Below are 11,838 nucleotides of genomic sequence, written 5' to 3' on the forward strand. Positions count from 1 at the left end.
CGACCCGGACGATCCTTCGTCTCCTCGAAAGCACACCAGGAGACACGCATGGAACAGTCCGCAGGCCCGATCAACGTGGCCAGATTCATCGACGATCGCCCCATCTCGGGCCTGCAGTGGCGCATCCTGGCCCTGTGCTTCCTGATCGTCCTGCTCGACGGTTGGGACACCGCCGCCATCGGCTTCGTCGCGCCGTCGATCATGAGCGAATGGGGCTTGGCAAAGGCCTTGTTCGGCCCCGTGCTCAGCGCCGCGATGTTCGGCCTGGCGGCTGGCGCGCTGCTCGGCGGCCCGATCTCGGACCGCATCGGGCGCAAGGCGGTGCTGGTGGCATCGGTGATCGCGTTCGGCGGCTTCAGCGTGCTGTGCGGCTACGCCCACAACGCGGTCGAACTGACGGTGCTGCGCTTCCTGACCGGGCTCGGACTTGGCGCCGCAATGCCCAACACCACCACATTGGTGTCGGAGTACGTTCCAGCGCGCTCCAAGGCCTTCCTGCTCACGTTGATGTTCACAGGCTTTACGTTGGGCTCTGGACTCGGCGGCTTCGCGGCCTCGTGGCTGATCCCGAACCTCGGCTGGCGTTCGGTGCTCATCGTGGGCGGCGTCCTGCCACTGCTGCTGGTGCCTTTGCTGATCAGCGTACTGCCAGAATCTGTTCGCTTCCTGGTGCTGCGCGGTGGACAGGGCAAGCGCATCGCCCGGACGCTGTCGCGCATTGGCGGTACCACCCTCTCCGCACAGTCCTCCTTCGTGCTGGCCGAGCCGCGCGTCGAAGCTCGGCGTTCGGTGCGCAGACTGTTCTCCGTCGGATTCTCCGCGTTGACGTCGCGCCTGTGGCTCACCTATTTCATGGGCCTGCTGATCATCTACCTGCTGACGGGCTGGTTGCCGACGCTGATGCGCGACGCCGGTTTCTCGATCGAACGCGCCGCCTTGATCACAGGGATTTTTCAGATCGGTGGCTCGATCGGCTCCGTCGGCATCGGCTGGGTCATGGATCGCGTCGACCGCCGGCTGGTCGTGGGGCTTTCGTATGCGATCGGCGCAGCCTGCGTGCTGACGCTGGGGTTCATCTCGATCGCTCCGGGGCTGTTCTCGATGGTGCTTCTGCTCAGCGGCCTCTTCCTCAGCGGCGCGCAAACGGGCATGAACGCGCTGGCACCCATGAGCTACCCGACGGCAATGCGCGCGACCGGTGCCAGCTGGATGCTCGGCATCGGCCGCTGCGGAGGCATCACCGGATCGCTGATCGGCGGCCCCCTGCTCGCCATGGGCTTGTCGACGGGCAACCTGTTCAGTCTCTTGGCGGTTCCGGCGGCCATCGCTGCGGCCGGGATGCTGTATCGCCGGTCGCAACTCGTCATCCAGGAAGACCGCGGTGCCGCCGTTGCGCTGCATTGATCGATAGCGTCTTTCCGCTCATTCAACTCAAAGTCACAGGAGCACATCATGGAAATCGGAGCCTCGCTCGCCCAACTCGAAATATTCGCCAATGACCCACAGGCTTCGGCCTCGTTCTATGCCTCGACCTTCGGCCTGACACCGTCGAGCGTAGACGGCGCCATCGCCTGCGCCGCACTTCGCCGCGAAGTCGTGCTCGTGCCTGGCGAAGGCGGTCAGCTGCGTCGTGCGAGCTTTCGCTTCGCCCAGCGGTCAAAATTCGAAGCGCATCGTGCGATGTTGGCCTCGCGCGGCGTACCCCTTGTCGCAGACGAACCAGACGGCTTCACGCTGCGCGACCCCGAAGGTCGCTTGATCCACTTTCTTCCGCCGACCGGGGTCGATCGCATCGCGCGCGCCCCTGGAGCGCTCGAAGCCCGCCTGCAGCACTTCGGCGTGCGTTCACCGACGCCTGCGGTCCTCATGGACTACTACGTCGGCACGCTCGGGTTCGTCCTGTCGGACCGGGTGCTGGACGAACGCGGTGAACTCACGGCCGCCTTCCTGCGCACGGATGCCGAACACCATTCGATGGCGATCTTCAGGGCCCCGGCGATCCGCTTCGATCATTTCTCCTGCGAGGCGGCCGGGTGGCAGGAACTGCGCGAATGGGCCGACCACATGGCCGAAGTCGGCGTCGACCTGGCCTGGGGCGTCGGCCGCCACGGGCCGGGCAACGACACCTTCCTGATGGTGAAGGACCCTGACGGCAACCTGGCGGAAATCTCGTCCGATCTCGAAGTCTGCGCGCCCAACCGTCCCTGCGGCGTCTGGCCACACCGGCCGCAGACCCTCAACCGATGGGGCGTCGCGCTGATGCGCAGCTGAGCCCGAATTCAAGGAGACACGACATGAGTCAAGTTCAGGCATACGACGTCGTCATCGTCGGCGCCGGCCCGGTCGGGCTGACGCTGGCCAACCTCCTCGGTGTGCAGGGCGTTCGGACCCTGGTCATCGAGCGCAACGCCGGCCTCGAAGGCGAACCCCGAGCGGTCACGCTGGACGACGAGAGCCTGCGCACCATGCAAGGCGCCGGCCTCGTCGCACAGGTGCTGAAGGACGTGGTGCAAGGGTATGGCGTCCAGTACATCGACTGGCGCGGCAAGCCGTTCGCCGCCATCCAGCCGACGCGCCAGGAATATGGCTACGCAAAACGCAATGCCTTCCGCCAGCCCATGCTCGTGCGCACCTTGCATGAAGGGCTCGCGCGTTTCGAGCACATCGACATGCGCTTCGGCCACGAACTCGTGTCGTTCGAGCAGAATTCGGGCGACGTGCAATGCACGGTGAAGGCGGCCGATGGCGTTCATCAGGTCATCACGGCATCCTGGCTGGTCGCATGCGATGGCGGACGCAGCCCGGTTCGCGAGCTTTGCGGCATCAAGCTGGACGGCAACACCTTCCCCGAGCGCTGGCTCATCGTCGACCTGGCCGAGCGCACGATGCCGCTGCGGCACACGCGCACCTACTGCGACCCGCGCCGGCCCGCCATCCGTCTTCCGGGTCCGCAGGCTTCCGTGCGCTATGAATTCATGCTGCGTCCTGGCGACCGCGACGAGGATGTGCTCGACGAAAAGATCTTCCGCTCATGGATCGCCCATCGCGTTCCCGAGGATGCGCAACTTCCGCTCGTGCGCAAGGCGATCTACGGCTTTCACGCCAGGGTGGCGACGCGATGGAAGGAACGCCGCGTGCTGCTCGCCGGCGATGCGGCCCACCTGACGCCGCCGTTCGCCGGACAGGGCTTGAACAGCGGCATCCGCGACGCCACCAACCTCGCATGGAAGCTGGCCGCGGTCACGCGTTGGGGCGCAAGCGCAGACCTGATCGACAGCTACGAGAAGGAGCGCCGCCCGCACGCGACCGCATTGATTCGCATGGCGCTGCGCATTGGCTCCTTCATGCAGCCCAAGACATTGCCCGGCGCGGCATTGACGCAGGCCGCCCTGCGGCTCGCCTGCCTGGTGCCGGCCTGCCGCGACTACATCCTGCAGTTGCGCTTCAAGCCCAAGCCGCAACTGCAGGCCGGCTACTTCCAGCCTTCGCGTCAGCAGCCGCGATCGGAGCTGCTTCCGCAGCCGCTGGTAGAGCATCGCGAACGTGGACTGCTCCGGTTCGACGAGTTGCTGGGCGACGGCTTTGCAGTCATCGGTTACGACTCCCCGGCGTTCCGGGCCGCCGCGTATCGGCTGTTGCCGGCGGGCATGCCGGGCCGGACCCTGGCGCTCGTACATCGCGACGACGATTTTCTTGGCGGCGGTTCGAGTGACATCGAGATCGCCAGGGACGTCAGCGGAGAGCTCGGCGCCGTCCTCGACCGATGCGGCGCCGTGGCAATCGTCGTGCGGCCCGACAGATACGGCTATCGCTTCATTGACGGGATCGAGCTGGGCAAATCGGCGCGGAGCGCTTCGAACTCTGAACCCGCGAACCCTCGAATTCTTGAAACCGTCCTTGTTGCCGAGCATTGAACCGGCTTCGATTCACCTCGTCCATTCACAAAGGCAAACCATGAAATTCCTCAGCTTTGAAATCGAAGGCCGCGCTTCGTACGGTCTTCTTCGCGGCGACGAAATCGTCGATCTCGGCCGACGCCTCGGCGGCCATGCGTCGGATTTGAAGGCCTTGATCGCCACCGGACAGATGCAGGCGCTGGCCGGCGAGTATGCAAACGCCAAGGCGGACCATCGCCTCGCTGACGTCAGGCTGCTGCCGGTCATTCCGCAACCGGCCGTCATCGCCTGCGTCGGGCACAACTACGAGGAGCATCGGGTCGAGACGCAACGCGACCCGACCGAGCACCCGTCGATCTTCTTCCGCCATCCCGAATCGCTGCAGGGCTCCGGCGATACGCTGGTCCGCCCGCCCGAGTCCACGCAGTTGGACTACGAAGGCGAACTGGCCGTCGTGATCGGCAAGGCCGGACGCCGCATCGCCGAAGCCGATGCCTGGGACCACGTGGCAGGCGTCTCGTGCTTCAACGACGGCAGCGTGCGTGACTTCCAGCACCACACCCGCCAGTTCGGACCGGGCAAGAACTTCTCGAAGACGGCCGGTTTCGGTCCATTCCTCGTGACGCTCGACGAGCTGCCCGATGACCGCACCGTCGAACTCTGGACCCGCGTCAATGACGTGGTCGTCCAGCATGCGACGACGGATCAGATGATTTTTCCGATTCCAACGCTGATCGCCTATGTCTCGACCTTCATGACGCTGAATCCGGGCGATGTGATCGTGACCGGCACGCCGGGCGGTGTCGGCGTCAAGCGCAATCCGCCGCTGTGGCTCAAGCCGAACGACCGGGTAGAGGTCGAGATTTCGTCGGTCGGACTCTTGCGTAACACCGTGGTCCAGGAGGACTGACGAGGGCTCGAGACGGATTTTCTACATCCCAGAAGGCGACCGGCGACGCCTGATTGATCAGCGACAGGCCGAGCGTCGCGGCGACCGTGTAGAACATGATGCCGAGGTCGGCGCCCACGAACGATATGCATGCGACCATCCTCTGGCTCAGGCCGCGGCTGATCGCCAGGATGTTTTCCGGGCCCGGTGGGACAACCGCCACCAGGCAGGCTAGCCTGGATATTTCGCAAGCAAACAGGTAGGCGGCCCCGCATCACGGAGCGTTTTCATAGGTATTCGAAGTCCATGAAACCGCCAGAAGTGAGGAGGCCGCCCAATGCCAAAGTGAATGAGATGGACCCTGCGCCGCCCTATAGGAAACTGAGCGGCTCATCAACCACTTTGGCATCGGAGGTCTGCGATGGACATCGACATTCTGGGTATTGACCTTGGCCAAGCGCGTGTTTCAGCTTCATGGCGCAGACAGAGCCGGCCACGCCTTGCATCGCTCCAAGGTCACTCGCAACGGCTTCGTGGAGGCGGTGCGCTCATTGCGTCCGCGCATCGTGGCGATGGAGGCGTGCAGCTCGGCGCATCACTGGGCCCGATGCTTTCGGGACATGGGCATTGAGGTGCGTTTGATCAGCCCGCAATTCGTCGCACCATTCGTGAAGACCAACAAGAACGATCGCAACGATGCGCAGGCCATCGTCGAGGCTGCCAGCCGCCCGACGATGAACTTCGTGACCGTGAAGTCGGTCGAGCAGCAGGACATGCAAGCCGTGCATCGGGTGCGCGATCTGCTGATCCGTCAGCGCACCGCATTGACCAACCAGGCTAGAGGTTTGCCGGGTGAACGAGGCGTGACGATGGCAAAGTCGCCCGAAGCATTCAAGCGCGAAGTCCCGCAGGTCCTGAGCTCTTGCGAAGGCGAGGTCACCAGCATCTGCCAAGCGATGGTCCTTGACCCTGCCTCGGTTTCACGTACAGCAAGAAAGTTGGAAACTTGAGCTGTATGGAGAATCGAGATGCGAGATAGCAAGCTGCCGAAACGGCAGTACACGGCTGAATTCAAGGTCGAAGCGATCAGGCTGGCGGAATCGGTCGGCAGCCACGAAGCGGCACGCCGGCTGGGCGTGCCGGTGGCGACGGTGGGCAACTGGAAGCGGCGGCGAGCGGCGACAGGCATTGCAGCGCCCGAAGCCATTGGAGGTACTGCAGCAGTGCCCATGCGTCGCCCGGTGAGCGAACTGGAGGCGGAGAACAGCCGGCTGCGCCGGGTGCTGTCGGTGTCCCGCACGGGATACTGCCAGTGGCGCGTGCGAGCGCCCAGTGCTCGGGCCCTGGCGAACAAGGCTCTGGATGCCAAAGTTCGGGTCGCACACCGCGACAGTCGAGGCAGCTATGGCCGCCCCCGCATCACGCAGCAGCTTCGCCAAGAAGGCGAGCGCGTGAGCGCTGAGCGGGTGCGCCGAAGCCTCAAGCGTCCAGGGCTGCGTCCGGTGTATCGGCGGGCATGGGTGGTCACCACCGACTCGAGGCATCGCTTGCCGGTGGCACCCAACCTCCTGGATCGTCGCTTCGATGGCTGGCAGCCGAACCGGGCCTGGGTGCCCGACATCACGTATGTTGCAACCGACGAGGGCTGGCTCTACCTGGCCGCGGTGATGGACTTGGCGAGCCGCCGGATCGTGGGTTGGTCGATGTCCGAGACGATCGATGCGAAACTGGTCTGTGCGGCACTGAGGTCGGCATACTGGCAGAGAAAGCCGGGCGCCGGGCTGCTTGTACACACGGATCGTGGAAGCCAATACGCAAGCCACGAGTACCGGCGGCTGGCGGCGGACTTCGCCATCACGATGTCGATGAGCAGGAAGGCAGACTGCTGGGACAACGCGGCCATGGAGAGTTTCTTCAAGACGCTGAAAGTCGAGAGGATCTACCAGGTACGCTACGACACTCGGGCGCAGGCTCGCCTGGACATCGTGGACTTGATCGAGGGCTTCTACAACCGCGTGCGCATGCACACGGCGATCGGATACCTTGCCCCTGTCGAAAGGGAACTCAGCCTCCTGGCTGCGTGACTTGGTGTACGTGGAAACGAGGCAGGGTCACGACCTGCGCCCACGCGTGCACATCGGCGGCCGCGACTGGTCCACTTGGTGGGCGCAACACGGCGGACAGTTGGGCAGAAAGCTGTGCGCGGAGATCGAGCGTGAACTCGCACGGCTGCAGCTCGTCAAGGAGCAAGTTCTCCAGATCGAGGCTGCACGCCGCAACGCGCTTCAACAGCGAGAAAAGCCGATGGTCGCGCAGCTGATGCGCCTATGCGGGATCGGTGAGCAGGGAGCCTGGGTGCTCGTGCACGAGATATTTGGCTGGCGTCGGTTCGCCAACCGACGGGAACTCGCTGGCTGCCTGGGCCTGGCACCCACACCGTATGCCAGTGGCGATAGCCAGATCGAACAGGGCATCAGCAAGGCTGGCAACCGAAGGGCCCGAACTCTGCTGGTGGAACTGGCATGGGGCTGGTTGCGCCTGCAACCAGGCAGTGCGATCGTCCGCTGGTTCAACAAGCGCTTCGCGGGCGAGGGTGCACGCATGCGTCGGGTGGCACCCTGCGCGGCTTCTGCGAGCGTGGTGGCGCGCGGCGCATCGGCTTCGGCGCGTGCAGCGCCACTGTGTTACCCGCGCCCGCCCGCGAACGCCTAGAGGAATGAGATGCTCTCCTTTCTGCAAAGGACAGCCAAGCCTCGTCCGCAGCAGACCAGTTCAACTCCCTGGCATTCTGATCGGCAGCCCACGGCACGGCTTCGCACGCGCTGCTATTGCAACAGAGCCAGATCCTCCAGATCCTGCTTGCGTTGCCCCGCCCGTCTGTCATAGCTGGCCTGGTTCTTGGTGCACACCAGGCTGTACGGGCGCCCGCGTTTGTCGGTCGCGCAGTCCACGTCGCACCCGTCGCGTCGGATCGTTTCCTCTACATGCCGGCGATCCGATTCAGCTGCCTTGAAGGCCCAGATCCGCTGGCTGGGATTGACCAGGAACTGGCTCAGTTCACCGCAGCGGCGACATTGGCAACCGGGCGCGCCAGCGCGAGTCCAATCGCCGGGTGCTTCGAGGGCAAGCGCTATTCGCGCGCGGAGATGTTCCAGGCAGACGGTGCGCAATCGCTGAACGGCCGCGAGCGTCCGGGTTTCGGTCTTCTCCGTCAATTGACGGACGGCAGGCAGGATGACAGCGTCCATGCCATAGGTCTTCGGCCAAGCCAGGAGATGACTCACCGTGGAGTCCGCCAGCTTCGAGTCGATCCGCGAAAGCGCCGACACGGTGTCGACGACAAAGCCGACATCGATGTGCTGCCTCTGCCATGCAAAACCAGCCTGCAGCACTTGCGCCGGATCGCCCGGCAGAGCCTGGACCAAGGCCTTCCCGGCAGGGACGAGGCCGTCTGCCAGCGAGTCGACCCGCGCGCTGCGAGCCAGCAAGTCAGCGCAGCTGCGAAGGCACATCTCGGCGTTGGAGGCGACGATGCGCTCGATCAATTCTCCGGCTCGCCGCGCGGGCAGCAGGCCCAGGGCCATCAGCACCGCCTCGTTGTCGCTCTTGCCATGGCCGCCCGCGGCGATGATGTCGACCATGATCGCATCGATGCGCTCTGTGTCCTTCAATCGGGCCATCAACGCGAGCATTCTGGCGCCTTCACTCTCGCCGTCCCGCTGCGAATAGTAGGTGGCCTTGCGCCAGGTGCGCAGCACGTGGCCGGAGAGTTGATGCGCCTCGCGCCACAGGGGCGATTCGCGATCGTCACCGCTCGCGACCCAGCGTCCGGCCAACTCGCCCAAGTAAGGCAAGGTGACCGGCAAGCCGGCCTGATTGAGAACCGCGAGGCGTCGCTCCTTTGGCCACAGCACCAGCGCCGCCCGACGGTAAGTCCGCTCGAAGGAAGCACCCTCGTTGCCGGTCGCCTCCTGAAAATACTGCTCGTCGGGTTCCATTTCCGCCAAGGCGTCGGGCGGGGAAAGTTCTGCATCGTAGATCGGAAAGTGACTCATTGCCGCCGGGCTGCCATCGGGGCGGCCCCAGTTGGAGAGAGTCCGACCGCAGTCAATGATTTCGCCGATCTCGAATTCTTCGTCGCTTTCACCATCGTCGCTCCCCCAACGGCGCGACCGGGAATAGCCGGTGTGCTCGGCCGAGCCGCTTTCTTCGATTGTCAGCAGCGCGACATGAAGATCGCAGCCGGACTGCTGGGCCGCCGCGGTGAGCACAGCGGCCGCGGCGGCGTCGGCGCCCTTCAGCGTCGGAAACGACAGTTCGGCCGGCGTGTAGGCGTGCTCGAGCGGGAAGACCAGCTTCTCGGGTGTATCGTCGTCAGGCGCTGTCTTGCTAGCAGACCAGCGCTGCAGCAGCGCCTCGAGGCCGGCTTGCTCCGTTTCATAGTTCGGCGGCAGAGGCAAGCGGCCTCGCCCCTTGCGCAGCAGGTTGTAGACCAGCACCATCCGGCAACCCAAGCTCACCGGCAAAACCTCGTGCACGCAATCGGCATAGAAGGCGGCGAAGGCCACTTCCGAGGGATCTTCGCAGCGCACATCCAGCCGCACTTCGCGGCCCTTGTGACGCACCAGCAGCTCGCCGCCAGCGTGCAGTGAGGGCAGCGTGATGATGAGCGTGGCGAACATGCCGGGGGCCTTCTCGGTGTCGCGGTGGCTGACGAAATGACTGCCCTGATCGTAGATCAGGAGCTTGTATAACTCGGCCGCCACTGGTTCGGTCACTCCGAGCCCCGCGGTGGCTCGCGCCACGACGGCCGCCAGGGTCCGTGCCCAGCTCTTGCCTTCGATCCGAATCCGATCGGCGCCGATCTGCCAGGTGCGCCGGACAGTGGTGTCGAGCAGGGTCTCTCCACCGCGGCCGTAGGGAGCGCGCTCCGCGACGGCGATGAGTTGCTCGGCCTGGGTTGGCAACAAGGGCAGGGCAATCGGACCGACGCCTTTGACTTCCAAACGGGGCAGCAGCAGTTCGGTCGCGCCCGCGGCATAGAAGTCCCCGGGTCTACGGACCGTGCTCAGCAGCGCGGCCAGTTCGTCAGCGATGGAAGACATGTCGTGCTCTCTCAGGGACTTTCAGCACCGGCGAATGGGGGGTGCCAGGGCAATGGTACAAGCGCCCCTTGCACCAATTGCCATGCGGCTGCTCGTTCGCCTCCCCGCGGATGTTGGCCTTCGCTCTGAACACATCAGGAGAGATCCGATGAGTCGCGAGCGACGATCTCTCGTTTCGAATCCGGAAGCATTTCGTGACCGCCAGGAGCTGAATAGCGGGCGTCGCGAACAGGCTTGCCGCCCACTCCGCTCAGGCCCGCATGCCCTGAGCCAAGTCCGGCATCGGCCCCACATAGCGCCCGCGCGGGCGGATCACTTGCGCCACGCCGAGTTGCTCCAAGCTGTGCGCCAACAGCCCGACGCTGCGCGCCGTTGCGAACAGGCCGAAGGCCGCATCGGCGGGCAGTCGGTGTTGCGCCACCAGGGCGGCCAGGGCGACGTCGATGTTGGGCTGCAAGCCGGTCAGCTTAGTCACCTTCCGGATGAAGCGCGAGATCGCCTCCGGGGGCTCGAACAAGGCTAGCAAGGCGGCCGCGCGCGGATCGCCGTCGGGATAGAGGTGGTGACCGAATCCTGGCAATGGCAAACCGGTCGACAGGTAGTGGGCCACCACCTGCTCCTCGCCCAGTCGCTCCACTTCGCTGAACAGCGCCTGGACGCGGCCAGAGGCATCGCCATGCAAGGGGCCCGAGAGCGTGGTCAATCCGGCCAGCAGGCAGGCCGGCAACGAGGCGCCTGTCGACGCCGCAATACGTGCCACGAACGCTGAACTGGTCAGTTCGTGGTCGACCAGCAAGACCATGGCCGTCCGCAGCAACTCAGCAACCTGGGGCGTTTGTTTCCACCCTTGTGCAAAGCGCCGGTGCAGCGCTTGCTTCCCTGGCTGGGCGCCGAACGCATTGGCCAACTGACCCACCAGGCCCTGGCCCTCGCTGTGCAGCACCCGGGTCAGGCGTCCACGCGTGGAATGTCCTGACGCGGCCAGGCTGGCCAAGGTGGTGAAGGCCGCTGCGCGTCCCGGCTGGCCCGAGCGCATCGGCGTCGCGCACGAGAAGTCGACGGCTTGCTCGGCGTCCCACAACAGCCGAGCCACATCTTCCAGGGTGGCTGATGCGGCGAGGCGCACGGCATCCTGGCCCCGGTAGTACGGACGTCCGCGAACGAAGGCGCAGAGGGCAGTCGGAATGCTGGGCTCCGAGCCGAACAGCGTATTGGCGGCCAGCGTCTCGTGCTTGCGGCCTGCCTGCTTGCGCTTGGCCAGGCCGGTGACGTCCTCGGCGCGGTAGAGGCTGCGGCGCGTGTCGGCCGGATCGGGCATGACGTCGAGCTTGCCGCGGCTCACGTAGGCGTAGACCGTTTGCGGTTGCACGCCGAGAAGATCGCATGCCTCGCTCATCGAAATCCAGGAAGCCATGGTCGGGGAACAAAGAATTTATGTTGATTTTATACATCAATATTGACGCTACGATCAATCGTTAACTAGCATGCAGGCATGAAGCCCCAGGTCCTGCAACTCAATCCGATCCTGATTCCTGCGATCAACGAAGAACTCGCATCGCTCTACGCCGTCCACAAGTACTTCGAGACCAGCGACCGCGAGGCCTGGTTGCGCGAACACGGCGCCTCCATCGACGCCGTCATCACCGGCGGGCACACCGGCATCTCGCGGGCCATGCTGGAACAGCTGCCTGGCTTGAGGGTCGTGGCAGTCAACGGCGTCGGCACCGACGCCGTCGATCTGGCGTACTGCCGGGAACGTGGCCTGCCCGTCACCGCGACACTTGGCGCGCTGACCGAAGACGTGGCCGATCTGGCCATCGGCTTGCTGATCGCCGCATGTCGAAACCTGTGTGCCGGCGACCGCTTCGTGCGCGACGGCCAGTGGGAACGCTTCCCCCAGCCCAGCGCCATCCCGCTGGCCCGCCGGTTCAGCGGCATGCGCCTCGGC

General features: G+C 65.0%; 9 protein-coding genes and 2 pseudogenes. 8 read left to right on the top strand and 3 right to left on the bottom strand.

Features of this window, described 5'->3' with window-relative positions; translation table 11 throughout:
* Positions 1–48 precede the first annotated feature (48 nt).
* The 4 genes from AC1DYD_RS28135 to AC1DYD_RS28150 are packed head-to-tail and all read left to right on the top strand — an operon-like array spanning position 49 to position 4,806.
* Positions 49–1,404: an MFS transporter gene (locus AC1DYD_RS28135; RefSeq protein ID WP_478176040.1), complete on the top strand. Its 1,356-nt coding sequence runs from the start codon at positions 49–51 to the stop codon at positions 1,402–1,404.
* A gap of 48 nt (positions 1,405–1,452) precedes the next feature.
* Positions 1,453–2,271 carry a VOC family protein gene (locus AC1DYD_RS28140; RefSeq protein WP_478176041.1) on the top strand — a complete coding sequence of 273 codons (819 nt, stop codon included), beginning with the start codon at positions 1,453–1,455 and terminating at the stop codon, positions 2,269–2,271.
* Between the two features lie 23 nt (positions 2,272–2,294).
* Complete coding sequence (locus AC1DYD_RS28145) at positions 2,295–3,914, top strand: bifunctional 3-(3-hydroxy-phenyl)propionate/3-hydroxycinnamic acid hydroxylase (RefSeq protein ID WP_478176042.1); 1,620 nt, start codon at positions 2,295–2,297, stop codon at positions 3,912–3,914.
* A gap of 40 nt (positions 3,915–3,954) precedes the next feature.
* A complete protein-coding gene (locus tag AC1DYD_RS28150; protein WP_478176043.1) occupies positions 3,955–4,806 on the top strand; it encodes a fumarylacetoacetate hydrolase family protein in 852 nt (283 codons plus the stop codon).
* Here the strand turns inward: AC1DYD_RS28150 and AC1DYD_RS28155 are convergent.
* Complete coding sequence (locus AC1DYD_RS28155) at positions 4,730–5,008, bottom strand: LysE family transporter (protein WP_478176044.1); 279 nt, start codon at positions 5,006–5,008, stop codon at positions 4,730–4,732. The two genes, AC1DYD_RS28150 and AC1DYD_RS28155, sit on opposite strands and share 77 nt — an antisense overlap.
* Before the next feature lie 198 nt (positions 5,009–5,206).
* Here AC1DYD_RS28155 and AC1DYD_RS28160 point away from each other — a divergent pair.
* The 3 genes and pseudogenes from AC1DYD_RS28160 to AC1DYD_RS28170 form a co-directional block, all read left to right on the top strand.
* Positions 5,207–5,753, top strand: a pseudogene (locus AC1DYD_RS28160) (IS110 family RNA-guided transposase); the annotation flags it as partial.
* 60 nt (positions 5,754–5,813) lie between these two features.
* Positions 5,814–6,869: an IS3 family transposase gene (locus AC1DYD_RS28165; RefSeq protein WP_478176045.1), complete on the top strand. Its 1,056-nt coding sequence runs from the start codon at positions 5,814–5,816 to the stop codon at positions 6,867–6,869.
* Between the two features lie 223 nt (positions 6,870–7,092).
* A pseudogene (locus tag AC1DYD_RS28170) lies at positions 7,093–7,398 on the top strand (transposase); the annotation flags it as partial.
* A gap of 212 nt (positions 7,399–7,610) precedes the next feature.
* Here AC1DYD_RS28170 and AC1DYD_RS28175 read toward each other — a convergent pair.
* Positions 7,611–9,890, bottom strand: a complete 2,280-nt coding sequence (locus tag AC1DYD_RS28175; RefSeq protein ID WP_478176046.1) for a 2OG-Fe(II) oxygenase — start codon at positions 9,888–9,890, stop codon at positions 7,611–7,613.
* 250 nt (positions 9,891–10,140) lie between these two features.
* Positions 10,141–11,304 carry a citrate synthase gene (locus AC1DYD_RS28180; RefSeq protein WP_478176047.1) on the bottom strand — a complete coding sequence of 388 codons (1,164 nt, stop codon included), beginning with the start codon at positions 11,302–11,304 and terminating at the stop codon, positions 10,141–10,143.
* 78 nt (positions 11,305–11,382) lie between these two features.
* On the opposite strand from AC1DYD_RS28180, the gene AC1DYD_RS28185 reads away from it, so the two are divergent.
* On the top strand, positions 11,383–11,838 hold a 456-nt coding region (locus tag AC1DYD_RS28185), incomplete at its 3' end, for a Rossmann-fold NAD(P)-binding domain-containing protein (protein WP_478176048.1).

This window comes from Variovorax sp. P4_B11 (assembly GCF_056402355.1).